The organism is Mesorhizobium sp. M0340 (assembly GCF_040321535.1).
Taxonomy (GTDB): domain Bacteria; phylum Pseudomonadota; class Alphaproteobacteria; order Rhizobiales; family Rhizobiaceae; genus Mesorhizobium.
Window position 1 is genome coordinate 208,424 of the sequence record NZ_JAMYRR010000005.1, and the last position, 26,618, is coordinate 235,041.

20 protein-coding genes, 1 pseudogene and 1 riboswitch are annotated in these 26,618 nt (G+C 63.2%); of the genes and pseudogenes, 13 read left to right on the top strand and 8 right to left on the bottom strand.

Annotated elements, in window-relative coordinates; all coding sequences use genetic code 11:
- Positions 1-18: 18 nt before the first annotated feature.
- Together NKI79_RS09895 and NKI79_RS09900 are read left to right on the top strand one after the other, a co-directional pair.
- On the top strand, positions 19-1,536 hold the full coding sequence (locus tag NKI79_RS09895) for a glycerol-3-phosphate dehydrogenase (protein WP_352801358.1): 1,518 nt from the start codon (positions 19-21) through the stop codon (positions 1,534-1,536).
- Positions 1,536-2,474 carry a sugar phosphate isomerase/epimerase family protein gene (locus NKI79_RS09900; RefSeq protein WP_352505459.1) on the top strand — a complete coding sequence of 313 codons (939 nt, stop codon included), beginning with the start codon at positions 1,536-1,538 and terminating at the stop codon, positions 2,472-2,474. The genes NKI79_RS09895 and NKI79_RS09900 overlap by 1 nt, the downstream gene beginning before the upstream one ends.
- Before the next feature lie 44 nt (positions 2,475-2,518).
- On the opposite strand, the gene fba is transcribed toward NKI79_RS09900, so the two are convergent.
- Positions 2,519-3,583, bottom strand: coding sequence for a class II fructose-bisphosphate aldolase (gene fba, locus NKI79_RS09905; RefSeq protein ID WP_352801359.1), 1,065 nt, complete (start codon positions 3,581-3,583; stop codon positions 2,519-2,521).
- A 256-nt stretch (positions 3,584-3,839) separates the two neighbouring features.
- Between fba and NKI79_RS09910 the strand changes: the two genes are divergently transcribed.
- The 3 genes from NKI79_RS09910 to derI are packed head-to-tail and all read left to right on the top strand — an operon-like array spanning position 3,840 to position 5,843.
- Complete coding sequence (locus tag NKI79_RS09910) at positions 3,840-4,604, top strand: DeoR/GlpR family DNA-binding transcription regulator (RefSeq protein WP_352701788.1); 765 nt, start codon at positions 3,840-3,842, stop codon at positions 4,602-4,604.
- Positions 4,605-4,614: 10 nt separating this feature from the next.
- Positions 4,615-5,373, top strand: coding sequence for a triose-phosphate isomerase (locus NKI79_RS09915; RefSeq protein WP_352777153.1), 759 nt, complete (start codon positions 4,615-4,617; stop codon positions 5,371-5,373).
- 26 nt (positions 5,374-5,399) lie between these two features.
- Positions 5,400-5,843, top strand: a complete 444-nt coding sequence (gene derI, locus NKI79_RS09920) for a D-erythrulose-4-phosphate isomerase (RefSeq protein ID WP_254818715.1) — start codon at positions 5,400-5,402, stop codon at positions 5,841-5,843.
- Here derI and dhaL read toward each other — a convergent pair.
- The 5 genes and pseudogenes from dhaL to mtnK all read right to left on the bottom strand — a co-directional run bounded on the left by dhaL (position 5,840) and on the right by mtnK (position 10,678).
- The gene (gene dhaL, locus NKI79_RS09925; RefSeq protein WP_352801360.1) at positions 5,840-6,475 is read right to left on the bottom strand and encodes a dihydroxyacetone kinase subunit DhaL; all 636 of its coding nucleotides are present in this window, start codon (positions 6,473-6,475) and stop codon (positions 5,840-5,842) included. The two genes, derI and dhaL, sit on opposite strands and share 4 nt — an antisense overlap.
- A 9-nt stretch (positions 6,476-6,484) precedes the next feature.
- Positions 6,485-7,492, bottom strand: a complete 1,008-nt coding sequence (locus NKI79_RS09930) for a dihydroxyacetone kinase subunit DhaK (protein ID WP_352801361.1) — start codon at positions 7,490-7,492, stop codon at positions 6,485-6,487.
- Between the two features lie 68 nt (positions 7,493-7,560).
- Positions 7,561-8,035: pseudogene (locus NKI79_RS09935) on the bottom strand (6,7-dimethyl-8-ribityllumazine synthase).
- Between the two features lie 76 nt (positions 8,036-8,111).
- A riboswitch (FMN riboswitch) is annotated at positions 8,112-8,259 on the bottom strand.
- Positions 8,260-8,315: 56 nt separating this feature from the next.
- Positions 8,316-9,410: an S-methyl-5-thioribose-1-phosphate isomerase gene (mtnA, locus tag NKI79_RS09940; protein ID WP_352801362.1), complete on the bottom strand. Its 1,095-nt coding sequence runs from the start codon at positions 9,408-9,410 to the stop codon at positions 8,316-8,318.
- Positions 9,407-10,678 (bottom strand): S-methyl-5-thioribose kinase, encoded by a 1,272-nt coding sequence (mtnK, locus tag NKI79_RS09945; RefSeq protein ID WP_352801363.1) that lies wholly within the window; start codon positions 10,676-10,678, stop codon positions 9,407-9,409. Before mtnK ends, mtnA begins: the two co-directional genes overlap by 4 nt.
- 135 nt (positions 10,679-10,813) lie before the next feature.
- Between mtnK and NKI79_RS09950 the strand changes: the two genes are divergently transcribed.
- From NKI79_RS09950 to NKI79_RS09960, 3 genes are all read left to right on the top strand, one after another.
- A complete protein-coding gene (locus NKI79_RS09950; RefSeq protein ID WP_352801364.1) occupies positions 10,814-12,325 on the top strand; it encodes a sugar ABC transporter ATP-binding protein in 1,512 nt (503 codons plus the stop codon).
- A gap of 83 nt (positions 12,326-12,408) precedes the next feature.
- Positions 12,409-13,404: an ABC transporter permease gene (locus NKI79_RS09955; RefSeq protein ID WP_352476556.1), complete on the top strand. Its 996-nt coding sequence runs from the start codon at positions 12,409-12,411 to the stop codon at positions 13,402-13,404.
- A gap of 44 nt (positions 13,405-13,448) precedes the next feature.
- Positions 13,449-14,504, top strand: a complete 1,056-nt coding sequence (locus NKI79_RS09960; protein WP_352801365.1) for a substrate-binding domain-containing protein — start codon at positions 13,449-13,451, stop codon at positions 14,502-14,504.
- Between the two features lie 69 nt (positions 14,505-14,573).
- Here NKI79_RS09960 and NKI79_RS09965 read toward each other — a convergent pair whose 3' ends face one another.
- Positions 14,574-16,628: a bifunctional aldolase/short-chain dehydrogenase gene (locus NKI79_RS09965; RefSeq protein ID WP_352801366.1), complete on the bottom strand. Its 2,055-nt coding sequence runs from the start codon at positions 16,626-16,628 to the stop codon at positions 14,574-14,576.
- Positions 16,629-16,709: 81 nt separating this feature from the next.
- Positions 16,710-17,675, bottom strand: coding sequence for a sugar-binding transcriptional regulator (locus NKI79_RS09970; protein ID WP_352801367.1), 966 nt, complete (start codon positions 17,673-17,675; stop codon positions 16,710-16,712).
- A 187-nt stretch (positions 17,676-17,862) separates the two neighbouring features.
- On the opposite strand from NKI79_RS09970, the gene NKI79_RS09975 reads away from it, so the two are divergent.
- The 5 genes from NKI79_RS09975 to NKI79_RS09995 all read left to right on the top strand — a co-directional run bounded on the left by NKI79_RS09975 (position 17,863) and on the right by NKI79_RS09995 (position 26,465).
- On the top strand, positions 17,863-19,503 hold the full coding sequence (locus NKI79_RS09975; protein WP_352801455.1) for an acyl-CoA synthetase: 1,641 nt from the start codon (positions 17,863-17,865) through the stop codon (positions 19,501-19,503).
- Between the two features lie 238 nt (positions 19,504-19,741).
- On the top strand, positions 19,742-20,350 hold the full coding sequence (locus NKI79_RS09980; RefSeq protein WP_352505318.1) for a TetR/AcrR family transcriptional regulator: 609 nt from the start codon (positions 19,742-19,744) through the stop codon (positions 20,348-20,350).
- Positions 20,351-20,411: 61 nt separating this feature from the next.
- A complete protein-coding gene (locus NKI79_RS09985) occupies positions 20,412-21,560 on the top strand; it encodes an efflux RND transporter periplasmic adaptor subunit (protein WP_352801368.1) in 1,149 nt (382 codons plus the stop codon).
- A 207-nt stretch (positions 21,561-21,767) separates the two neighbouring features.
- Positions 21,768-24,902, top strand: a complete 3,135-nt coding sequence (locus NKI79_RS09990; protein ID WP_352801369.1) for an efflux RND transporter permease subunit — start codon at positions 21,768-21,770, stop codon at positions 24,900-24,902.
- 69 nt (positions 24,903-24,971) lie between these two features.
- Positions 24,972-26,465 (top strand): aldehyde dehydrogenase family protein, encoded by a 1,494-nt coding sequence (locus tag NKI79_RS09995; RefSeq protein ID WP_352801370.1) that lies wholly within the window; start codon positions 24,972-24,974, stop codon positions 26,463-26,465.
- The last annotated feature ends 153 nt before the right edge of the window (positions 26,466-26,618 follow it).

Consider the following 26,618-nt stretch of genomic DNA (forward strand, 5'->3'; position numbering starts at 1 on the left):
GACAGGGCATCGAGCGAGATGAACGGTGAAACCGAAATCGTCGACCTCTTCGTCGTCGGCGGCGGCGTCAATGGCGCCGGAATCGCGCGCGATGCGGCGGGCCGGGGCCTGTCGGTCATTCTTTGCGAAAAAGACGATCTCGCCGAGGGCACCAGTTCGCGATCGGGAAAGCTCGTTCATGGCGGTTTGCGCTATCTCGAATATTACGAGTTCCGCCTGGTGCGGGAGGCGCTGATCGAGCGCGAGGTGCTGCTCGAATCCGCGCCGCACATCATCTGGCCTATGCGCTTCGTGCTGCCGCACAGCCCCGATGACCGGCCGGCCTGGCTGGTCCGGCTCGGCCTGTTCCTCTACGATCATCTTGGCGGCCGCAAGCGGCTGCCGGCCACCCGCACGCTCGACCTGCGCACCGCACCCGAAGGCGCGCCGATCAAGGACGCCTTCAAGCGCGGCTTCGAATATTCCGACTGCTGGGTCGACGACGCCCGCCTGGTCGTCATCAACGCGCTCGACGCCGCCGAGCGCGGGGCCAGGATATTCACCCGCACCGCATGCATTGCCGCCCGTCGCGAACACGGCCTGTGGTCGGTGGAGATGCGCGACGGTCGAACCGGCGTCAGGACCACCGTCCGGGCACGCGCGCTGATCAACGCCGGCGGTCCCTGGGTCAACGACGTCGTCAACCGCGTGGCCGGCCAGAACTCCAAGCGGAACGTGCGCCTGGTCAAGGGCAGCCATATTGTCGTGCCAAAATTCTGGGAAGGGCGACAGGCCTATCTCGTCCAAAACAGCGACAAGCGCGTGATCTTCATCAATCCCTACCAGAACGATCTGGCGTTGATCGGCACCACCGACATCCCCTATGACGGGCGGCCGGAAGACGTCACCGCGGATGCCGGCGAGATCGACTATCTGATCAAGGTGGTCAACCGCTACTTTAAGCGCCAGCTTGCGCGCGGCGACGTCCTTCATTCGTTTTCCGGCGTCAGGCCGCTCTATGACGACAATGCCGACAATCCGAGTGCGGTGACCCGCGATTATATTTTCGAACTCGACGCTTCGGCAGGGCAGGCGCCGCTGCTTTCCGTCTTCGGCGGCAAGATCACCACCTTCCGCAAATTGGCCGAGCACGCGCTGGACCGCATCGCCCCGTTCTTTCCGAAGATGGGCAAGCCGTGGACCTCGAAAGGGCATCTGCCGGGCGGCGATATCGCCAATGCCGATTTCGAGCAGTTCCTCGGTGACCTCGGCCACGAATATCCCTGGATGCCCGCCTCCCTGGTCAAGCATTATGGCCGGCTCTATGGCACAAGGACGCGTGATCTGGTCGGCGCGGCCGGTTCGCTCGCCGAACTGGGCCGGCGCTTCGGCAAGGATTTTTTCGAGCGCGAAGCCAACTACCTGCTCGAGCACGAATGGGCCGAGACCGCGGCCGATATTCTCGAACGACGCACCAAGCACGGCCTGCATCTGTCCAGCGCGGAAAGAGAAGCGTTCGAGGACTGGTGTTCGAATCGGCTGGCAAAGGCCGGCTGATGGCCTTTACGCTGTCCCTCAACACCAATCCGCTGGTCAACCGTTTTGCCGAGCCGGACGACCTGATCGATACGATCGCCTACGACATCGGCATCCGCGACGTGCAGCTCACGCATGAGTTCATCAATCCCGGCTGGCCGGCGGCAACGATCGCCAAATTCACCCGCCTGTTCCGCTCCGCTCTCAACCGCACCGGGGTGCGCGTGACCTCGGCGATGACCGGCCCTTACGGCCGGCTCAATCATTTCGGCCATCCCGATGCCGACGTGCGACGCTACTACGTCGACTGGTTCAAGACCTTTGCCGAAATTTCGGCCGAGCTCGGCGCCGGCGGCATGGGTACGCAGTTCGCGATCTTCACCCATCGGGATTACGACGATCCTGAACGTCGCGCGCGGCTTTTCGACATCGCGCTGGCGTGCTGGCGTGAGGTTGCCGAGCATGCCCAGGCCGCCGGCTTGATCTACCTGTTCTGGGAGCCGATGTCGGTCGGCCGCGAGTTCGGCCATACGATCGAGAGCTGCCGGACGCTGCAGCGCGAGATCGATGCCGCCGGCATGGCGATCCCGCTCAAGATGATGGTCGACATCGACCATGGCGACGTGACGTCGAGCAATCCGGACGACATCGACCCTTATGCCTGGGCCGAAGCCTTTCCAAAGCAATCGCCGATCATCCACGTCAAGCAGTCGTCGATGAACAAGGGTGGCCATTGGCCGTTCATTGCCGCCCACAACAAGGACGGCCGCATCACACCGGAAAAGCTGCTGGAGACGATTCGCCGTGGCGGCGGCGTCGACAACGAGATCTGCCTCGAATTGTCGTTCCGCGAGCGCGAGCCCGTCGACCACCAGGTCATCGCCATGATCCGCGAGTCGGTCGGCTATTGGGCGCCCTTCATCGAGGCCGGCAGGGCCGATCTTTTGCCGCGAGCATGATGGATGAGCAGGAGCCGATGCGGCCCCTGCTCATCCAGAACACATCAGCCGAATTTAGGGTCGAGGCTGCCGGATTTATAGCGCCTGGCCATTTCCGATAGCGGCAGCGGCTTGATCTTCGGTGCGTTGCCGGCGGTGCCGAATTGCTCGAAACGCTCCTTGCAGAGCTTTCGCATGGCGGCCATCGCCGGCGTCAGATATTTGCGCGGGTCGAATTCGCTCGGGTTCTCGGTCAGCACCTTGCGAATGGCGCCGGTCAGCGCCATGCGGTTGTCGGTATCGATGTTGATCTTGCGCACGCCGTGCTTGATGCCGCGCTGGATCTCCTCGACCGGCACCCCCCATGTCGGCTTCATCTGGCCGCCATATTTGTTGATGATCTCCTGCAGCTCCTCCGGCACCGAGGACGAGCCGTGCATGACGAGATGCATGCTCGGCAGGCGGCGGTGAATTTCCTCGATGACGTTCATGGCGAGCACAGCGCCATCCGGCTTGCGGCTGAACTTGTAGGCGCCGTGGCTGGTGCCCATGGCGACGGCCAGCGCATCGACACGGGTGTCGCGCACGAACTGTTCGGCCTGCACGGGATCGGTCAGCAGCTGGTCGTGGCTGATGACGCCCTCGACGCCATGGCCGTCCTCCTGCTCGCCGCCACCCATCTCCAGCGATCCGAGAACGCCGATCTCGCCTTCCACCGAGACGCCGCCCCAATGCGCCATGTCGACGACGCGGCGGGTGATGCCGGAATTATAGGCGTAGTCGGCCGGTGTCTTGCCGTCTTCCTTCAGCGATCCGTCCATCATCACCGACGTGAAGCCGTGCTGGATCGCGGTGACGCAAGTGGCTTCGTTGTTGCCATGGTCGAGATGCATGCAGACCGGGATATCGGGATGGATTTCGACCAGCGCGTCGATCAGCTTGGCCAGCACCACATCGTTGGCGTAGGCTCGCGCGCCGCGGCTCGCCTGCAGGATAACCGGCGATTTGGTCTCCTCGGCTGCCTCCATGATGGCGAGGCCCTGTTCCATATTGTTCAGGTTGAAGGCAGGCACGCCATAGCCGTATTCGGCGGCATGATCGAGCAATTGTCTCAGTGTGATGCGAGCCACTCAGTAGTCTCCCGTATCCGGTTTCGAGCCAGTGTTTGCGGGCTGTTCGGTTGTCGTCGAGCCCCTGATGCTTCTGGCCGGATTTCCGCGGCACCGCAACCGCTGGGCGCTCGGCCGGCAGCAATTCTTGTTACAGCACGCGACCAGAAGCGTCATGATATCCCATAGAGACATAACATTATCACAAAAAATTTGATGGCTTGTGCGACGTTTGCTGTCATGTCTCGGAACCGGGGTGCACGAGGAAGCCGCGGAAATGAAGAGCGACGGCCGTCGGCAAGGCATCATGGATTTTCTGATGGACACCGGTACGGCCAGTGTCGACGATCTTGCCTCACGCTTCGGCGTGTCGAAGATGACCGTCCACCGCGACCTCGACGAGCTCGAGGAAAGCGGCTTTCTGCGCAAGGTGCGCGGCGGCGCCTCGATCCAGCCGAGCAGCCTTTTCGAGAGCGATTTCCGTTACCGCCAGAGATTGGCTGGCGACGAGAAAAAGCGCATCGCCGTCGCCGCCGTGAGGATGATCGAACCGGGCCAGACGGTGATTATCGACGACGGCTCGACCGCGGGCGGCGTTGCTCGGCACCTTGCCGATCTGCGTCCGCTGACGGTGATCTCGAACAACCTGGCTGTCATCCAGGATTTGGCGGGCGTTGCCGGCATCAACCTGATTGCGCTTGGCGGCCAATACAGCAAGAAGTTCCACGGCTTCTTCGGCCTGCTCGCCGAAGACACGCTGAAATCTTTGCGCGCAGATGTCGCCTTCCTGTCTTCATCGGCCATCCATGGTGCCTCTGCCTTTCACCAAGATCAGGAAGTGGTCCAGACCAAACGGCTGATGATGGCCGCAGCAGCGCGCAAATATCTGCTGGCCGATCACGGCAAGTTTGGCCGCACCGCCTTGCACTTCCTGACCGATCTCAAGGCCTTCGACATGGTCTTCACCGGCCGCGAGCCGCAGCCGCAGATGCGCGCCGCGCTGGATGGCGCTGGCGTTTCGCTGACCGTGATCGCAGACTAGGAGGGCGCGTATGGTTTATTGGGTCGGCACCAGCTGGAAAATGAACAAGACGCTCGCCGAGGCGATGGCTTTCGCCGAGGCGCTGGCGGAGTTCGTCCCCGGTTTCGACGAGCGCATTCAGCCTTTCGTCATCCCGCCATTCACGGCGGTCCGCGAGGTCAAGAAAGCGCTGTCGCCGACACGCATCAAGGTTGGCGCGCAGAACATGCATTGGGCCGACGCCGGTGCCTGGACCGGCGAGATCTCGCCGGTAATGCTGAAAGACTGCGAACTTGATATGGTAGAGTTGGGCCACAGCGAACGGCGCGAGCATTTCGGCGAGACCGACAAGGCTGTCGGGCTGAAGACTGCAGCGGCGGTGAAGCACGGTCTCGTGCCACTCATCTGCGTCGGCGAGACCTTGGCTCAACGCAACAGCGGGCAGGCCGCTGCGGTACTGGCCCTGCAGGTGCACGGCGCACTGCAGTTTCTCGAAGGCGCGGCGAAGGCGGCGACGATCCTGTTCGCCTATGAGCCGGTCTGGGCGATCGGCGACAAGGGCGTGCCGGCCAGTTCGGATTATGCCGACAGGCAGCAGGCGCTGATCAAGAAAATCGCCCGCGACCTGCTGCCCGTGGTGCCACCGGTGCTTTATGGCGGCAGCGTCAATCCGCAAAATGCCGCCGAATTGGTCGGCCAGCCCAACATAGACGGCTTGTTCATCGGCCGTTCCGCCTGGCAGGCGGAAGGCTATATCGACATCCTCAAACGCGCCTCGGCGGCGATCTGAAGCATAGAACAGGAAGGAAACCGAACATGAAAATAGCCATTGGAGCCGACAGCGCCGGCAAGCCGCTGCTCGACGTCATTGCCGCTCACCTCGCTACCAAGCCCGGCCTCACGGTTAGCGACCTCAGCCAGGCGGGCTACTATGCCGACCTGTCGCAGAAGCTCGCCCAGACCATCCTGGACGGCGAGAACGATCGCGGCATCCTGTTTTGCGGCACCGGCATCGGCGTATCCATATCCGCCAACAAGGTCCCCGGCATTCGCGCCGCACTCACCCACGACACCTATTCGGCAGAGCGCGCCGCGAAATCCAACAACGCCCAGATCATCACCATGGGCGCGCGCGTCATCGGCCCGGAACTGGCCAAGTCGATCGTCGACGCCTGGCTCGCATCGGAATTCGATGAGAAGGGACCATCGGCCGGCAATGTCCAGGCCATCGACAGGCTCGACGCGGCGAAGCGGGGCTAAGCCAGACTGTTCCGCATCGCCCTGACGATCGTCACGGCCGACGCGGCGCCAGGATCGACGTGGCCGAGCGAGCGCTCGCCGAGACGCGAAGAGCGGCCCTTGGTGGCGATCATGTCCTTGGTCGCCTCGGCGCCGCTTTCGGCCGCGGCAAGTGCCGCATCCAGGCTCTCGGACAGGCTCTTGCCGGCTTGCTTCGCGGCACCCGCTGCCTGCGCTGCCGGCAGCCAGGCGTCGACCATGGTTTTTTCGCCGAGCTCGGCCTTGCCGCGATCCTGGATGCCTTGTGCCATCGCCCGGAACATGGCGATGACGTCAGCGTCCTCCAGAATTGCCTTGCCTTTCACGGCGGCGGCACCGCGCATGAAGGCGGTCGCATAGAGCGGGCCCGACGAGGCGCCGACTGCGTTGAGAAACGACTTTGCCGCGGTGTTGAGCAATGCTGTCGGCTCGGTCGACGCATCGATCTGGTCCAGCGCGTCGCGCACAGCGCCGAAGCCTAGTGCCATGGCGATGCCATGGTCGGCGTCGCCGATGACACCGTCGAGCTGGCAGAGCCTGTCCTTATCGGCGTCGATCGCCGCCGCGATCGCATTGAACATTCTTTTCAATTTGGCCGTATCGGTGGATGTCATGATGCTCTCTCAGCCGGCACGGAACATGGCGCAGTCGCAGGGATGGTCGAGCATCTCCTGCAATTCGCCGTCGAGATGCATCAGCGTCACCGAGGCGCCGGCCATTTCGAGCGACGTGCAATAATTGCCGACCCAGGTCGCGTGGACGGAAACGCCGATATCGTCGAGCCTCTGCTTGACGCGTCGGTTCATGATGTAAAGCTCCATCAACGGCGTTGAGCCGAGCGAATTGACGAGCACGGCGACCTTGTCGCCGCGCGCCGGCGCCATCTCGTCGAGCATCTTGTCCAGCATCTCGTCGGTGATCTCGTCGGCGGTTTTCAACTTTCCACGCGCGATGCCTGGTTCGCCGTGGATGCCCATGCCGATCTCCATCTCGTCCGGACCGATCTCGAAATTCGGCCGGCGGGTCTGCGGCAGCGAGCAGGGCGACAGCGCCACGCCCATGGTGAAGGTGTGATCGTTGGCCTTCCTGGCGATGCGTTCGCATTCATCGAATGACAGCATCTGGTCGCATGCGGCACCGGCCGTCTTGAAAATGAAGAAATTGCCGGCGACGCCGCGCCGCTTCTGCCTCTGGTCGCGTGGCGCCGAGGCGACGTCGTCGGTGGTAAGCACGGTGCGCACTTCGATGTCGTCCATCGCCGCCATCTCTGCGGCCATGTCGAAGTTCATCACGTCGCCAGCATAGTTGCCGTACATAAACAGCACGCCGGCGCCGCCGCTGGCCGCCTTGGCGCATTCGAGGATCGGGTCCGGCGGGGGCGAGGCGAAGACATTGCCGATCGCGGCCGCGTCGGCCAGCCCCTTGCCGACGAAGCCGAGGAAGGTCGGCTCGTGGCCGGAGCCACCGCCAATGACGAGGCCGACCTTGCCGGGGCGTGGGCCGTCGCGGGCGATGATGGAGCGCGGACTTCCCTCCGCACTTCTGAGATGGCGCGGATGCGCAGCCAGGATGCCCTCCAGCATCTCGTCGACGGAGCGGTTACCGTCATTGATGATCTTCTTGGTTTGCACCGGCATCCTCCCTGGTTTTCGTGAGATACTACAGCGCCTTACCGGGATTTCCACCCGCGACGGAGATTTCATGCCGCGATGCGTTCGCGTGCCGCCAGCAGTTGCACGCAGGCACTGGCCGCCTCTTTGCCCTTGACCTTGAAATGCTCGAAGAAGAAGCGGTGATGGTCCGCGCTGTCATGGTAGTTGTGCGGCGTCAGCACCGCCGAAAGCACGGGCACGCCAGTCGACAATTGCACGTTCATCACGCCGTCGATCACAGCGCCCGCCACGAATTCATGGCGGTAGATGCCGCCATTGACGACAAACGCCGCGCCGAGGATCGCCGCATAGCGACCGGTCTGGGCCAAGGGTCTTTGCATGCAGGGGAATCTCATAGGCACCCGGCACGTCGAAGACATCGACGGCAAAGCGTTTCTCCCCGAGAACCGCCAGTTCCGCCTCGAACGCTTCAACGCATTGGTCGACGATGTCGGCGTGCCAGCGCGCCCGAATGACGGCAACGCGGATCGTTTCATAGTTTTTCCGGGAATGCTGATTCATGGGTCCATCCTTCCGTTTCGAACCAGAATCAGGACGCACGATACGGAATCCGAACCGCGAAAGCGGACCGTCTTCCATTCGTTCTCTTCCATCCGGACTTTGACCGTCGGCTCCGGAATCACACCGGATCTGCTGACCCTTCCGATCATCTGGAAGGCGCTCGCGGGCTTGGGCCGAAACCCTTCACCGCCGGTGGGGACTTTCACCCCGCCCTGAGAACATTGACGGCAGATGTATGGGAGGGCAGGGCTGTACTGTCAATCGCGGCGCCGACCGCGGATCATCCGCGCTCGGGAAACATCGCCTTCAGGCCTTCGCGCGAGGCCGTAGCGACACCACGTTCGGTGATCAAACCGGTGACCAGCCGCGCCGGCGTCACGTCGAAGGCCGGATTGGCCGCCGGCGTGGCTTCCGGCGACACGCGGACCTGGGCGATCTCGCCGGAAGCGGTCTTGCCCCAGACCAGCGAGACCTCGTCGGGCGAGCGCTGTTCGATCGGGATTTCGGCCAGCCCGTCGCCCACGGTCCAGTCGATCGTCGGCGACGGCAGCGCGACATAGAACGGCACGTCGTTGTCGGCGGCCGCCAGTGCCTTGAGATAGGTACCGATCTTGTTGCACACATCGCCGTTGGCTGTGGTCCGGTCGGTGCCGACGACGACCATGTCGATCTGGTCGCGCTGCATCAGATGGCCGCCGGCGTTGTCGACGATGAGCGTATGCGGCACGCCGTGGCCGGCCATCTCCCAGGCGGTCAATTGGGCACCCTGGTTGCGGGGTCGCGTTTCATCGACATAGACATGGACTGGAATGCCGGCTTCCGTCGCCAGATAGATCGGCGCGGTGGCGGTGCCGTAGTCGACGGTGGCCAGCCAGCCGGCATTGCAGTGGGTCAGGATGTTGACTGGTTCGCCCGGCTGCTTGCGCGCCGCGATCGCCTTGATAATTTCGAGCCCATGGGCGCCGATGGCGCGGTTGAGGCCGACATCCTCGTCGGCGATCTCGCCGGCACGCCGATACGCAGCCGCGGCACGTTCTGCCAGGGGAAGCGTCAGCAGGAAGCGCTGCATTTCGTTCAGCGCCCAGCGCAAATTGATCGCCGTCGGGCGCGTTTCGTGCAAGGTTGCCCAGACGACGTCGAGTGCTGCATCCGACGGGTCGTCGGCCATCTGCATGGCGACGCCATAGGCCGCGGTGACGCCGATCAGCGGCGCCCCGCGCACCCACATGTCGCGGATTGCCGTGGCGATGCCGGCGACGGTATCGATCTTTTCGATGCGGAAATCATGCGGTAGCCAGCGCTGGTCGATGATCTCCACCGAACGCCCGTCGTCACTCGGCCAGATGGTGCGGTAGTGGCGGTCGCCGACGTTCAAATCCTGCTCTCCCGTTCGATCAGCGCGGCCAACCGGTTGACCTCGTCGATGCTGTGGATCTGGCGCCGGTTGACGGCGAGGTGACGGCCGAATTTCAGCGCCTTTGCCTCACATCTGGCGCGCAGATCCGGATCGGCAATAGTCTCGAAATCGGCATTGTGGGCAAGGCCGAGAATGCGCCGGTGAACCTCGACGCCGGCAAAGCCGAGCAGATCGGTCCAGATCGACTGCAGCATGTGGTCTAGCGCCTGGTCGGCGCCAAGCCTGTCGCCCTGATCTTCGAACAGGCTCTTCTGGTAGAGCATGCCGGTGCGCTCGGTTCGCCACAGATGCGAGAACTCGACGCGAAACACCGACCATGTCTCGGCCGTAACGCCGAGCAGATAGTCCCGCATGGCATCGCGGCTTCCGTCCTGTTCATGGCCGCGCTGCGAGAAGAACGCCATCCAGAAATTGGCGAGCAGCATGCCGACGTCGAAGGCGATCGGGCCGTAGAAGGCGAATTCGGGATCGATCATCCGCGTTTCGGTGTCGGTGACCATGATCGAGCCGGAATGCAGGTCGCCATGCAGCAGCGTCTCGGCATTGGCAGCGAAGATGTGCTTCATGCGCTGCGCCTCGACCTTGAGGTCGCGGTCGGCGCGCAGCTCGGCGACAATGCCGTCGAGCTGCGGGCTGGTGTGCCGGTTCATCTTGGCATCGAAATACGGATCCGAGAAAACCAGGTTCTCGGTGATGTCGCAGAGTTCGACATTGTCGGCGAACAGCGCCAGATCGGCCTTGCGATCCTTGGTCGCCATATGCAGGTCGGAGCCGCGAAACAACGTGCGGGCCATGAACAAGCCGATGTCTTTCGCGATGTTCGGCAATTGCCGGCCTTCGATCAGTGCCCGCCGCAGGATGATGTGCGGCGACAGGTACTCCATGATGATCAGCGCCTGGCCTTCATCGAAGTGGTAGATCTCAGGCACCGAACCCGGCGCCCGTGCCTGTTGCCGCGTCAGCGCATGGTATTCGAAATAGGAGCGTTTTAACGGCAGCGGCCAGCTGTCGCCGACCAGCCGGACGTAGGGCAGGGCCTGCTTGACGACGGCCGCACCCTCAGCACCTTCGACGATGAACACAAGGTTCAGATTGCCGTCGCCGACTTCACGAACCTTCCACTGGCTCGTATCCTTGCCGATCTGCGAACACAGGGCCTCGTTGGCACCGAGACGGCCCGCCAGTGTCTCGACCGACAGTGCTTCGAACGGCGATTTCCCAGTCATCCTCACCTCCCGCTTATGTGCTCCGATGATAGCGGAGCCATGGCGGCCGGGCCAAGCTAGGAAGCCTTCTGGCAATTGTCAATCGTGTTGACAATTGCCGATATAGCCCATAGCGTCACGGTCAGGGAGGAACGAATGGGCAATGATGCCGTGTTCCGCGTCGACGGCCTGAGGAAATCCTTTGGCCATATCGAGGTGCTTGGCGGCGTCTCGCTCGAATTGCATGCCGGCGAAGTGACCGTGCTGATGGGCGCCAACGGCGCCGGCAAATCCACCCTCGTCAAAATCATCAGCGGTGTTTACGACCATGGCGGCGGCTCGATGTCGCTTGCCGGTCCGGACTTCGCCCCGAAAACGCCGGCCGAGGCGATCCGCGCCGGCGTCGTTACCGTTCACCAGAACATCAATGACGGTGTCGTCGCCGACCTCGACGTCGCAACCAACCTTACCCTCGACAGGCTGAGCGGCAGCGGCGTGCCGACGCTGTTCAATCCGGGCCGGGTGCGTCGCGAGGCAAAGGCGGTGGCCGACCGCATGGGACTGGCCATCGACCTCAAGGCCCGGATCAGCGATCTCTCTCTGGCCGACCGCCAGATGGTGGCGATCGCCCGCGCCATGGCGCACCGGCCGAAAGTGCTGATCCTCGACGAGCCGACCTCCTCGCTGTCCAGCGCCGAAGCCGACCGGCTGTTCGCATTGCTCGACCGGCTCCGCCAGCAAGGCGTGGCGATCCTCTACATCTCGCACCGTATGTCGGATATCAGACGGCTTGCCGATCGCATCATTTCAATGCGCGATGGGGTTATCTCAGGTATCTTCGACAAGAAGCCGCTGGATTACGAAGGTGCGGTCAACGCCATGCTCGGCCGTAAGATCCAGCTCGAGCGGATCGTCGCCAGGAATTCGGCCAAAGCAATTTTCGCTGCCGATGCATTGCGGATTGCTGAAGGCGCCAGGCCGATTTCGCTGACCCTGGGCGACGGCGAGGTCGTCGCCATCACCGGCCTCGTCGGCGTCGGCAAGACCGCACTCGCCGAGACGCTGTTCGGTTTGCGCAAGCCGCTGTCCGGGACCATGGTGCTGAACGGGAAACCCTATGCGCCGGCGTCGACCGGCGAAGCGATTGCCGCCGGCGTGTTTCTCGTCGCCAAGGACCGTGGCGAAAACGGCATCGTCGGCGACTTCAACATCCAGGAAAACATCAGCCTGCCGTTCCACAGTCGCATGTCGCGTCTCGGTGTTCTCAAACGCCGTATCGAACGCGCTGTTGCCCGCCAGCAGATCCAGGAGTTGGGTATCGTCTGCCGCTCCGAGAGGGACGAGATGGCGTCGCTTTCCGGTGGCAATCAGCAGAAGGTGATGGTCGCCCGCTGGATGTCGCAGGCGGCAAGGCTTTTCATCCTCGACGAGCCGTTTCAAGGTGTGGACATCTCGGCCAGACGCGATATCGCCGCAAAGCTGCGGGCGAGCGCCCACGGCCGCGCGACGCTGCTGTTCGTCACCGAACTCGACGAAGCCCTGGAGACGGCCGATCGCATCCTGGTGATGTCGGAGCAGACGATCGTCGGCGAGCACCGCAATACCGATGTCGATCTCGAGCGTCTGCTGGCCGAAGTGGCCGGCGGGCCGTTGCACAGCGCAGCCTGACAGCGGGAAGACGATGGGAATGGGAATGGAGAGGGCATGAATTCGGGTCGGATAAAGACGGTGCCAGCGTGCGGGAGCGCTGAATGATCCTGCGCGACCATGCTATTCGCTACGGCTTCATCGTTCTGTTGTTCGGGCTGATCGCCTATTTCGCCGTCGCCGCCGATGGTTTCGTCTCGCCGCAAAGTGCTGTCTTCATCTTTCAGTCGGTCGCCATCACCGGCGTTCTGGCGCTCGGCGTCACCGCCACGCTGGTCGTCGGCGGCTTCGACCTGTCGATCGGCTCGGTCGCCACCAGCGCCATGATGGCGGCTGCCTACGTCATGGTGGTGCTGGAACAGAACGCCGTCGTGGCGGTCGTCGTCTGCCTTGTGATCGGCGCCGTCGTCGGCCTCATCAATGGCTGGCTGATCGTCTATATGCGGGTGCCGGACCTTTTGGCGACGCTCGGCATGATGTTCCTGCTTGTCGGCCTGCAGCGCATACCTACCGAGGGCCGTTCGATCGCCACCGGCATGACCATGCCCGACGGCTCGGTCGCCAACGGCAGCTTCGGCGCAGCGTTCCTGGCACTTGGGCGTCACCGCTTCGACTTCTTCATCCCGAACCTCATCCCGGTGTCGGTCGTCGTCCTGCTCGTGCTGGCCGTACTGATCTGGTTCTTTCTAGAATACACGCGTTTCGGGCGCATGATGTATGCGGTCGGCAGCAACGAACGCGCTGCCGAACTCGCCGGCGCGCCTGTCAAGGCATACAAAATCTGGGCCTACGTTATTTCTGGGGTTTTTGCCTCGATCGGCGGCATTTTGCTCGCCGCCCGGCTTGGACGTGGCGACATCGCCTCGGGTAATAATCTGTTGCTCGACGCGGTGGCTGCGGCACTCATCGGTTACGCGGTTCTCGGCGCCGCCAAGCCGAACGCCTTCGGCACGGCTGTCGGCGCGGTGTTTGTCGGCGTGCTGCTGCAGGGCCTGACGATGATGAACGCGCCTTACTACACGCAGGATTTCGTCAAGGGCGTGGTTCTCGTGGTCGCCCTTGTCTTCACCTTCGCCCTGTCCGGCAGGGGCAGGAGATAGGTTCGACCGGTTACATTTTGGGTTCAACAAGTGGAGGAAGCGACGTGAACATCACAAGAAGACTTTTGGGGAAGGCAGCGCTCGGGCTTGCCGGCGCAACATTGCTGATGCAGTTGCCAGCGATGGCGCAGGATCGGCCGGCGCCGTTCGACAAGCCGGGCGGCGTCAAGATAGCGCTGGTGCGCTATCTCTCGACCGGCGACTTCTTCCAGGCGTATTTGTCCGGCGTCGAGGCGCAGGCCAAGGCACTCGGCGTCGACCTGCGCGTGCTCGACAGCCGCCAGGACGCGGCGCTTCAGGCGGACATGGTCGACCAGGCTATCGCGCTCGGCGTCCAGGGCATCATCATCCAGCACGGACTGACGGAATCGATGAAGGACGCCGCCCAGCGCGCGGTCGATGCCGGCATCAAGGTCGTCGCCTTCGACGTCAATGTCGAAAACCCCAAGATCCCGCAGATCGAGCAATCCGACCGCGACCTCGCGCGCCTCGCACTCGAACAGGCGGTCAAGGACAATGGCGAGAGCTGGAAGGCCGGCTATGTCTATGTCGCCGGCATCGCCCCACTCGACCGCCGCAACGAGACCTGGGTCGAATTCAAGAAGAAATATTCGGGCATCAACGAAGTCGCCATGTTCGGCACGCTCGACAATCCGATCGCCAATTCGGTCGCCAACCAGGCTCGCTCGGTGTTGTCGGCTCATCCCGACATCAAGGTGATGTTCGCGCCCTATGACGAATTCGCCAAAGGCGTGAAAATCGCCGTCGACGAGGCCGGGTTGAACAAGGACATCAAGATCTATTCGGCCGACATCTCCACCTCGGACATCGCCGCGATGCGCGAGCCGGACAGCGCCTGGGCGGCAACCGCCGCCACCAACCCGGCCGTCGTCGGCCAGGTCTCGGTGCGTGCGCTGGCGCAGCTGTTGGCCGGTGAAGATCCCGGCCACAACGTCATCGTGCCGCCGACGCTGATCACTCAGAAGGATCTGATCGACAAGGACATCAAGAACATGGAGGATCTCTCGGCCAAGCTGCCGCAGTTCGCCCATGCCGATGTCGCCATGCCGGCCTGGATGCCAAACCCGAACGCGAAGTAGTCTTTCGCTATCGGTAAAGGAAAAGAGCGGCTCGCGGGCCGCTCTTTTTTGTTGGCCCGGTGTTTAGATCTACCTCAACGCCGCCGCGATGTTGCCGCCATCGACCGTCGTCACATCGGCGGTTGTCCGCTCGGCCAGCGCCTGATGCAGGAAGGCCTGGGCGACGTCTTCGGCCGTTACTTCCTGCCCGAGCAGGTTGCCGGACATGTACTCCTTCTCCGACACGCCGCGCGCGCCCGAGCGGCTGGCGATCATGGCATCGGTCAGCAGCCCCGATCGGATGCGGTCGGCGTTGACGGCATTGGAGCGGATGCCATGCGCGCCGTAGTCGAGTGCATATTGCCTGGACAAAAACAGCGTTGCCGCCTTGGGAACGCCATAAGCGCCGAACTTCGGCCCCGGATTGACCGCCTGCTTGGAGGTATTAAACAACAGCACGCCGCCGGTGCCCTGTTCGAGCATGATGCGCACGGCATTCTGCGCCGCCGACTGGTGGGCGAAGAAATTGAGTTCGAAACTCCTGCGCAAGGTGGCGTCGTCGAGCTCGCCGATCCGGCCCTCCCAGGCGGCACCGGCATTCGAGACGAGAATGTCGAGGCCGCCGTAGACGGCGACCGCTTTGTCGAACGCAGCGCGCATCTGCGCCGGATCGGTGATGTCGGCGCCAATGCCGATCGAATTGTTGCCGGCTTTTTTTGCCGCCTCGGCAGCCCTTGACCCATCGAGATCGACGACGACGGCATGGGCACCGTTGTCGGCGAACAGCTTTGCCGTGGCAGCACCGATCGCCCCGGCGCCGCCGGTGACCAGCACAACCTGGCCGGTCAGCGGCTTCGGCTTGTTGGAGGCGAGCTTGGCCTGTTCCAGCGACCAGTATTCGAGCGGGAACAGGTCGGCTTTGGACAGTGGACGGAAGTCGCCGACCGCTTCCGCTCCGCGCACCGCCTCGATCCACATTTCACCGACATCGGAGGCGATCTTCGCGTCCTTGAGCGTGCGGCCGTGGCCGAACATGCCGAGGCCGGGCACCAGCGTCAGCCGCGGCATCGGGTCGAGCATGGTGCGCTTCACGTCGTCGAGCGCGTCATTGGTTTCGAAATAGGCGCGATAGTCCTTGGCGAATTTCTCGACATGCTGGCGGATGACGGACTTGTAGTCGCCTACCTTGTCAGCGTCGGGCGCCGGCAGCGCCATCGGTCCGGTCTTGATGCGGATCGACAGGTCGGGTGTCGACACGCCCCGCCCGGCGTAGTCGGCGATCTTTGCCGAATTGATGAAATCGACGATCGCATCCGAGGTGCGGAAATCGCTGATCATGCGGTCGAAGCGGCCTTCACCGCGCGCCACCGCCACCGCGCCGCGCAGCATCGGCGCAATCTCCGCGGGCTTGGCCAGCCTGGCCGGCAGTGCCACTTTTTCGGTGCGCGGCTTGCCGTGGCTGGCGATGAAATCCTCGGCGACGTTCACATAATGGATCATCCGGTCATAGGCCTGTTTGGCATCGTCGCCGAAGGTGAAAATGCCATGCTTGTCGAGGATCAGGCCTTCGACCATCGGATCGGCGTCGAAAACATCGGCGGCCGCCTTCGCCAAATCGAAGCCCGGCATGATGTAAGGCACAAAGCCCATCTTTTCGCCGAACACCTTGCGGCTCAGCGCCTCGCTGTCCTCCTGGTCGACGATGGCGAGGATTGCGGTCGAATGCGTGTGGTCGACGAATTTGTGCGGCAGAAAGGCGTGCAGCAGCGTCTCGACCGATGGATTTGGCGAGGACGGATCGATGAGGTTCGCCCGCTGCAGCGCGACCATGTCCTCGTCGGAGAGCTTCTTCAGCGACCGCGCCTTCAACAGCGCGCCGAGCTTGACCGCCGGCAGGCCCTGCGGCTCGATGACGCCCATGTCCCAGCCGCTGCCCTTGACGCAGAGCACGTCCCACTCGTCACCGACAAGATCGGTGGCCTTGGTCTTGCACGAGGTGTTGCCGCCGCCATGCAGGACGAGCCGCGGCTCGCCGCCCAGCAGCCTGGTCGTGTAGACGCGCAACGCCAGGTCGCGGGCCACACCCTTCTTTGCATAGTCGGCGACCAGCTTCTCCGCCTCGCCGTCATTCCATAGGTTCTTCATGTCAGCTTCGTCCGATTTCTCTTTGTTGTGAACAGGAATGCCGCGACGCTTTGATGACAACGCACCGGCTGGAATTAACTATCAGGCGACCTTTTCTGCTGCCGCTCCGGCATGGTCGAGCAGCCGTCGTGCCATGCGCGCGCCGACGACGAGATGAGTGCAGAGCCCGCCGGCGATCGCCGCGACGAGCGGTTCGAACTTGCTCTCCTCCTGCACCACCACAAGGCGCTTTTCGATCTGGCGCAGCGATGACAGCTCCGCCGAAATCAGCCGGCGGTTGTAGCTGCAGTCGAGCGCCTGGCCCTGGGCGTCGATGATTTGCCCGGCAATGACGCCGGCCGCACCCGCCTTGCGCAATGCAGCCATTTCGCTTGGCGTCAGCGCGCCGCATTTGACCAGATGGCTGTCGGTATCCACCGAGCCGACCGAGTATAGCGCCAGGTTGCAGTCACCGATGCCCGACAATTGCTCGCGGATCACCGGCTCGGCGCGCAGGCCGCGTGCCAGTTCTTCCGTCGTCAGCACCAGCGGCGCGTAAAAATTCAGTCCCTTGGCGTTGAGCCGGCGGGCGATCTCCATGGTGCATTGGTCCGGCCGGTACGAATAGGGGGCGCCGAGATTGCCGCAGAGCTGCACCACGGTGACGTGCTGCAGATCGGCATAGGACATGATGTCGGCGATCGTGTAGATGGTCCGCCCCCAGGCGACGCCGATGCGGTCGCCCTTCCTGACCAGCTCGAGGAAGACGCTTGCCGCAAGTACCGCGATGTCGGTGGACGGGTCGGCGACATAGCCGTTTTCCGGCGCGATCCAGACGGCGTCGAGCTTCAGCGCGTCTTCCAGCTCGCGCGCCAGCACGTCGTCGGTGAAAAGCTGGGTCGAGGTCGAGATGTTGACGATGCCGGTCTCGCGCGCCTTGCGCAGATACATGGCCACCGAGGCACGCGAAATCTTGAGCTGGCTGGCCACCTGGTCCTGGCGCAAGCCGTGTGCGTAGTAAAGCCAGGCGGCCTTGTGGATAAGCTGTTCTGCCGGTCGGATCGCCATGCCATCTCCTCGCTGACATTATTCACGGCTCTCGACAAAAGTCAAATTGGAGGAAGGAATAGATGCGCTTTCGCTCGCCGAATCTAGACCGTTCTTATGCCAAACGCGGTCTGTGATGGCATCGTTGGTGGTGACGGGCCGGAAGCCGGTCGCTAAAGTTATCGACGAAGACATTGCGGAGGACGGGATGGGCAATCCCTACGAACAGGACCTCGATCGAAATCCGGCCAACCATCAGCCGCTGACGCCGCTCACCTATTTCGAGCGGGCGGCAAAAACCTTTCCCGACCAGGTCGCCATCATTCATGGCCGCCGGCGCACGACTTATCGCGATTTCTGGAAACGCTCGCTGAGGCTTGCCTCGGCCCTTTCTAAGCGCGGCATCGGCAAGGGCGACACCGTTACTGTCATGCTGTCCAACACACCGCCGATGCTGGAAGCGCATTTCGGCGTGCCGATGACCAAGGCGGTGCTGCACTCGCTCAACACCCGCCTCGACGCCGCCGTCATTGCCTTCCAGCTCGATCACGCCGAAAGCAAGGTGCTGATCGTCGACCGCGAATTCGCCGGCGTGGTCCGGCAAGCGCTGACGCTGGCCAAGGTCAGGCCGCTGCTGATCGATTACGACGATCCCGACTATGCCGCCGATGCGCCCTACGCCAAGGGGGAACGGATCGGCACGCTGGACTATGAGGCGTTCGTCGCCGGCGGCGACGAGGATTTCGCCTGGTCGATGCCGGACGATGAATGGGACGCCATCTCGCTCAACTACACCTCCGGTACGACAGGCAATCCGAAGGGCGTCGTCTGTCACCATCGCGGCGCGGCACTGATGGCCTATGCCAACACTATCCATGCCGGCATGGGCAAGCACCCGGTCTATCTGTGGACGCTGCCGATGTTCCATTGCAACGGCTGGTGCTTTCCCTGGACGCTTGCCGTGCAGGCTGGCACCCACGTCTGCCTGCGCTGGGTGCGGCCGAAGCCGATCTACGACGCCATCGCCGATCACGGCGTCACCCATCTGTGTGGCGCACCGGTGGTGATGTCGGTGCTGATCAACGCCAGGGACGAGGACAAGCGGCAATTTCCGCAGACCGTCACCTTCAACACCGCCGCGGCGCCGCCGCCTGAGGCGGTGCTGTCGGGCATGGCCGATGCGGGCTTTGCCGTCACCCATCTCTACGGCCTGACCGAGACCTACGGCCCGGCCGTCGTCAACGAATGGCATGGCGAGTGGGACCGGCTGGAGAAGGGGGCGAGGGCGGCGAAGAAGGCCAGGCAGGGCGTACGCTACGCCGCGCTCGAAGGCCTGACGGTGATGGACCCGCAGACCATGCAAGAAACGCCGGCCGACGGCGAGACGATCGGCGAGGTGATGTTCCGCGGCAATATCGTCATGAAGGGCTATCTCAGGAACCGCAAGGCGAGCGACGAGGCTTTTGCCGGCGGCTGGTTCCATTCGGGCGACCTCGGCGTGATGCATCCGGATGGCTACATCCAGCTCAAGGACCGTTCCAAGGACATCATCATCTCCGGCGGCGAAAACATCTCCTCGATCGAGGTCGAGGAGGCGCTCTACAAGCATCCCGCCGTCGCTTCCTGCGGCGTTGTCGCCCGATCCGACGATAAATGGGGCGAGGTGCCCGTTGCCTATGTCGAGCTGAAGCCGGGCAAGGCGGCGACTGAGGCCGAAATCATCGAGCACTGCCGCGCACTGCTCGCCCGCTTCAAGGTGCCGAAAGCGGTGATCTTCGCCGAAATCCCGAAGACTTCGACGGGCAAGATCCAGAAGTTCCGGCTGCGGGAGATGGCAAAGCAGCCTTAGCGCCTGATCCGAAACGGAACCGATTTCGGAAAGCATCTTTTCAAAAATCCTTCGCACAAAAAAACGCGCGCTGTCGCAGGCGCGCCCGGCGCCAATCCCATGCGCTTCATGGGCCAACTCCGTCCAGAGATGTCACCCTCTGTCGTCAGCGCCCAAAATCGTGCCTTGACAGGTGACGGTTTTCAATTTACGAGTGACGAAATTCTAAATTCGTCAGTCGTAAATTTTGGCCAACGAGATGCTTGAAACCCTAGACGCCACCGCCGATTCCGCCCGCCAGGAAAATGTCACGCGCATCCTGGATTGCGCGGAGCGATTGTTCCGCCACTACGGCTACGGCAAGACCAACGTCGCCGACATAGCGCGCGAACTCGGCATGTCGACCGCCAACATCTATCGCTTCTTCGCCTCCAAGGTGGAAATCCACCAGGCGGTTTGCGGCCGTATGCTCGAGACCTGCTACCGGTTGACCTACGAAGCCTGCCATAGCCCCGGCACCGCCAGCGAAAAGCTCCGCCGCTACGTGCGTACGCACTATCAGTGGACGCTCGAGACCATGATCGACCAGGAGAAGGTGCACGAGATGGTCATCGTCGCCATCGAGCGCGACTGGCACGTCATCGAAAAGCACATCGACAGCATCCATGAACTGGTCGCGGAAGTGATCCGCGAGGGCATCGCCACCGGCGAGTTCGTCGATCAGGATCCGGTGATCGCGTCCCGGTGTTTCGGCGCTGCCATTATCAGCCTCTGTCATCCACAGATGGTGGCCCAGTGCCTCGCCAAGAAGAACCGGGCAACGCCGGACGAGCTTGCCGACTTCGCCATCAGAGCCTTGAAGAAATGACCGTTGCCGCCCGTCGGGCGGCGATGCCGAGAATTCATCTCCACAGTTCGGGAGTACGAAAGTGTCTTTGTCCAAGTCTATCACCTACAGGCGACCGGCCGCCGGCCTGGCACTGATTGTCGTTGCCGCTCTCGGCCTCGCCGGCTGCTCGCAGGAGAAAGCCGAGGTCAAGGAGATCATCCGCCCGGTCAAGGTGGTCGAGATCGCCAAGGCGAGCGATACCCGTCAGCTTTCCTATTCCGGATCGGTGCGTGCCCGCACCGAGATGAATCTCGGCTTTCGCATCAACGGCAAGATCACCGAGCGCCTTGTCGACATCGGTGACCGCGTCAAGCCGGGCGACGTTCTTGCCCGCATCGATCCCACCGACTACGAGCTTTCGGTGAGAAGCGCTCAGGCCAGCCTCGATGCTGCCGACCGTCAGGTCGAGACAGTCGAGCTTACGCGCAAGCGCGCCGAACAGCTCTACGCCAAGAATTTCGCGCCGAAGTCGCAGCTCGAGCAGGCGACGCTCGCCTATAATCAGGCGGTCGCCACGCGAGACTCCGCCCGCTCGCAGCTTGCCCAGGCGCAGAACCAGGTCCGCTATACCGATCTCAAGGCGGACAAGAACGGCATCGTCACCGCCGTTGCCGCCGATGTCGGCCAGGTGGTCGGCTCCGGCACGCCGGTGGTGACCGTTGCCATCGACGGCGAGAAGGAAGTGCTGATCGCTGTTCCGGAAACCGATATCGCCGAATTCAAGCCGGGCAAGACCGTCAAGGCTGGCTTCTGGTCCGACGAGGCGCTGACGCTCGACGGCAAGGTCCGCGAAGTCGCCGGCAGCGCCGATCCGCAGTCGCGCACCTTTGCCGTTCGCGTCAGCCTGCCCAACGATCCTCGCGTGCTGCTAGGCATGACCGCCTCCATTGAAGCCGCGGCGGACAACCGGCAGCAGCTGGTGTCGATCCCGCTGGCCGCGTTGGCGCAAAAGGACAGCCAATCGATCGTCTGGACCGTCGACCGCAATGGCGGGACCGTCCATGCGCATCCGGTCAAGGTCGCCGCCTTCACCCCCGACGGCGTCAGTGTCGCCGATGGCCTGAAGCCGGGTGACGTGGTCGTCGCCGCCGGCACGCAGTTCATGACCGAGAATCTGAAAGTCAAGCTGACCGGTGATGCAGCGCAACAGTCGGCGTCTGCCGATGACGCTGCGAGGCGCTTGCGCTGACGGCCAGGCAATTCACGGTTTCCGGGCGGCAGGCGCCCCGATTTTCGAGATCTCAGGTCGATGTAACCCCCACGTCGATCCTCGTGTCCCACCGCGATGTAGATCTCTCAACTCGGAAAGCCACGCCGCCCGGAAGCCCACATCGGAAGTTCCTTGGGCATGCGAAAGCGCGTGCTCTGTTGATCAAATTGAAACGGACTGACGCCGATGACCATCGATACCAATGAAAAGCGGTCTTTCAATCTTTCGCGCTGGGCAATCGGCCATCCGAGCATTGCCCGCTTCCTGTTCGGGCTGATCATCGTCGCCGGTGCGCTCGGCCTGATGCGCATGGGCCAGAAGGAAGACCCCGATTTCACCTTCCGCGTCATGGTTGTCCAGGCGATCTGGCCAGGCTCCTCGATCAAGGAGATGGAGGACCAGGTCGTCAACAAGATCGAGCGCAAGCTGCAGGAAACCCCACACCTCGATTTTGTCCGCTCCTACACCCGCGCCGGCAGCGCCATCATCACCTTGCAGGTCAAGGGCGACACCAATCCGGCGCAGGTCGCCGATGCTTTCTATCAGGTGCGCAAGAAGGTCGGCGATATCGCCAACGAACTGCCGCAGGGGCTGCTCGGGCCTTACTTCAACGACGAATTCGGCGACACGTTCATCACCCTGCATTCGATCAGCGGCGACGGCTACAGCTATCCCGAGCTGAAGAAATTCGCCATCCAGGCGCGTGACATGTTGCTGACGACGCCCGGTGTCGAGAAGGCCGTGATCATCGGCGACCAGCCGGAAAAACTCTACATCGACGTTTCATCCAAGGCGCTTGCCGAACGTGGCCTGACGTTGACCGACCTGCAGAATGCGATCCGAGGCCAGAACAATGTCGACCCGGCAGGTTCTGTCGACACCGGCCAGCGTTCGGTGCGCATTTCGGTCGAGGGCGATGTCACCAGGGCGGCCGACATCCGCGAGCTTCGCCTGCGCGCCGGGAACCAGGTGACGCGCCTCGGCGACATCGCCACCGTGACCTCCGGCCTCGAGGATCCGTACCAGCGCAAGTACCGTTTCAACGGACACGACAGCGTCCAGCTCGGCGTCGTCATGGCCAAGGGCTTCAACGTCACCGACGTCGGCAAGGACGTCGAAGCGACCTATAAGCGCTTCGAAGAGGCGCTGCCCTATGGCGTTTCGGTCGATCAGATTTCCGACCAGCCACATGTCGTGAAGGAGGCGGTGAGCGAGTTCATGGAAGCGCTGGGCGAAGCGCTGCTGATCGTGCTTTTCGTATCGTTCCTGTCGATAGGCTGGCGCTCGGGCCTGGTGATCGCGATCGTCATTCCGCTGGTCCTGGCGGCCACGTTTGCCATCATGTACGAGCTCGGCATCGACCTGCAGCGCATTTCGCTCGGCGCGCTGATCATCGCCCTTGGCCTCTTGGTCGACGACGCGATGATCGTCGTCGAAATGATGGAGCGAAAGCTCGAGGAAGGCTTGGTCAAGGTCGAGGCGGCAAGCTTCGCCTACTCCTCGACCGCCTTCCCGATGCTGACCGGCACGCTGATCACCACAGCTGGCTTCATCCCCGTCGGGTTCGCTGCCTCGACAGCCGGCGAATATGTGCGCACCCTGTTTTACGTCGTCGGCATCGCGCTGGTCGTGTCCTGGTTTGCGGCAGTCTATTTCACGCCGTGGCTCGGCCACATGATCCTGAAGCAGCGCAAGCACGCCGGCAACCATCACGATGTCTTCGACACGCGCTTCTACCGCCGTCTTCGCTCGACCGTGGGATGGGCGGTGCGCCACCGCATCATCGTCCTGGTGATGACGCTGATGACGTTTGCCACCAGCCTGTGGGCGTTCCAGTTCATTCCGCAGAATTTCTTCCCGCAATCGTCGCGTCCGGAAATCCTCGTCGATCTCTGGCTGCCGGAAGGCACCAGCATCAAGGAAGTCGAGACGCAGGCCAAGGCGCTCGAAGCCAGGATGATGGACGACAAGGACAAGCGCTTCATAGCCACCTATATCGGTGAAGGCGCGCCGCGCTTCTTCCTGCCGCTCGACCAGCAGCTTCGCAACCCGAACTTCGCCCAGCTTCTGGTGATGGCCAATGACGAACCGGCCCGCGAGCGGCTGATCGTCAAGCTGCGCACCATCCTGGCCGAAGATTTCCCATCGATCCGCGCCAAGGTCGATCGCCTGTTCCTCGGTCCGCCGACCGGCTGGCCGGTGCAGATGCGCGTCATGGGTCCCGATCGCCAGGAGGTGCGCCGCATCGCCGACGAGGTAAAGGCGAAGTTCCAGGCAAATCCGCTGCTCGGCGCCATCCACGACGACTGGCTGGAGCCGGTGCCGGCGATGAAGCTGGTGATCGACCAGGATCGTGCCCGTGCGCTCGGCGTCACCTCGCAGCGCATCCGCCAGATGCTGCAGGCGACCATGTCCGGAGCGCCGCTCGATGACTTCCGCGACGGCGAGGAGACGGTTTCGATCGTCGCCCGTGAGCCGGAGGCAAGCCGTCACCTGCTGTCGGCGGTCGACTCCGTCTACATCCCGACCGATTTCGGTGGCTCCGTGCCGCTGTCGCAGGTCGCCAAGGTGGTCCCGGTGCTGGATCAAGGCGTCGAATGGCGGCGCGACCGCTTGCCGACCATCAGTGTACGCGCCACGCTTCCGGATGGCGTGCAGCCGAACGATGTCGCCATGAAAATGTACAGCGAGATGCAGGGCCTGCGCGCCAGCCTCGCCCCCGGCTACAAGATCGAGATCCAGGGCGGCGCGGAGGATGCGGCCGAAAGCCAGGCCTCGATTGCGGCGAAAGCGCCGATCATGCTGGCCGTTATCGTCGTGCTGCTGATGATCCAGCTGCAGCATTTCGGCAAGGCGATGCTGGTGCTGGCGACCGGTCCGCTCGGCATTATCGGCGCGGCCGCGGCACTTTTGATCAGCGGCGCGCCGTTCGGCTTCGTCGCCATCCTCGGTGTCATCGCCCTGCTCGGCATCATCATGCGCAACTCGATCATCCTGGTCGATCAGATCGACCAGGACATCGCCGCCGGCGTGGAGCGTTCCGAGGCCATCATCGGCTCGGCGGTGCGCCGGTTCCGGCCGATCGTGCTGACGGCGCTGACGGCGGTGCTGGCGCTGATCCCGATCTCGCGCGGCGTCTTCTGGGGGCCGCTCGCCTACGCCATGATGGGCGGCATTCTCGTCGCCACGGTGCTGACCATCCTTGTCCTGCCGGCAGCCTATGCGCTGTTCTTCGGCAGGGAGCCCAAGAAGGTGGTGGAGCAGCCGGCCGAGACGGAAGAAAAGAACGAAAGGCCGCAACTGGCCCTGGCGGCCGAATAGCGCTGTTGGCAAATGTGACCTCCGGCGGTTTAATCCGCCCACCAGGCGTAGGCGCCGGAGGAGGACGTTATGACCATGCCTCAGACAGCGGCGGCGCTGCGGCTGCCGATCGACGGGCGCCATCGCCGGATGTTCATCGGCGGTGGGTGGGTTGATGCCCGCTCCGGTCGGACCATGGAGAGCCGCAACCCCGCCACCGGCGCGGTCATCGCCACAGTGCCGCGCGCCGACCGCCAGGACATCGACGTCGCGGTGACTGCCGCCCGCAAGGCGTTCGAGGGGCCATGGAGCCGGTTCAAGCCTTATGAGCGGCAGGTGCTGCTGCTAAGGATCGCCGACCTCTTCGAAAAGCACTGGGAAGAGATCAGCCGCTCCGACACCACCGACATGGGCATGCCGATCATACGCACCCGCGCCAACCGCAACCGCGTCATCGGCATGCTGCGCTACTATGCCGGCATGGCGACGGCGCTGCACGGCGAGACCATCGACAACTCGCTGCCCGGCGAAATCGTCTCTTTCACCCGCAAGGAGCCGGTCGGCGTCGTCGGCGCCATCATTCCCTGGAACGCGCCAACGGCGGCGTCGATCTGGAAGATCGGCCCGGCGCTGGCGACCGGCTGCACCATCGTGCTGAAACCATCGGAAGAGGCGCCGCTGACGCCGCTTTTGATCGCCGACATCATGAACGAAGCCGGCGTCCCGGAAGGCGTCGTCAACATCGTCACCGGCACCGGCGCCGAGGCAGGCGCGGCACTCGCCGAGCACATGGGCGTCGACAAGATCGTCTTCACCGGCTCGACGGCAACCGGCCAGTCGATCGTGCGGGCCTCGGCTGGCAACCTCAAGCGCGTCTCGCTGGAACTCGGCGGCAAGTCGCCGGTCATCGTCTGCACCGATGCCGATCTCGACAAGGCGGTACCGGTGGCGGCGATGTCGGTGTTCGCCAATTCCGGCCAGATCTGCATTGCCGGCTCGCGCCTGTTTGTCGAACGCGCCGTCCATGACGAGTTCGTCGAGCGGCTGGCGGCATATGCCAAGGGTCTCAGGGTCGGCGACGGCATCGACCCGGCGACCGAGATCGGCCCGCTCGTCTCCGAAAAGCAGTTGCAACGGGTCACCGGTTACCTTGAGGCCGGCACTGCGGAAGGGGCGAAACTCGTCACCGGAGGCACCCGGCTTGTGGAAGGCGCGCTTGCCACCGGCAATTTCGTCGCGCCGACCGTCTTTGCCGGAGTCTCGGACGACATGAAGATCGCCCGTGAGGAGATCTTCGGGCCGGTGATTTCAGCCTTGCCGTTCGATGCTCTGGACGAGGCGGTCGAGCGGGCCAACAACACGCCTTACGGCCTGGCTGCAGGGGTCTTCACCCAAAATCTCGCTACCGCCCACCAGCTGTCGCGCAAGATCCGCGCCGGCTCGGTCTGGGTCAACACCTATCACGCCATCGATCCGGCCGTGCCCTTCGGCGGCTACAAGATGAGCGGCTACGGCCGCGAGGGTGGCGCCGAACACCTCGACGAATATCTCAACACCAAGGGCGTGTTCATCAAGATCGATTGAGCCTGGCGCCAACAGGGTCAGAAACGAAAAACCCGCCTCGGGAGGCGGGTCTTTGGAGCCAATTGGCACCATACCCAATTTAGTAGCATAGCTGCGGGCACAAAGCAAGAACAAAATAGGGCTATGCCTCAAATAATCGACGTGCCGGGCGTC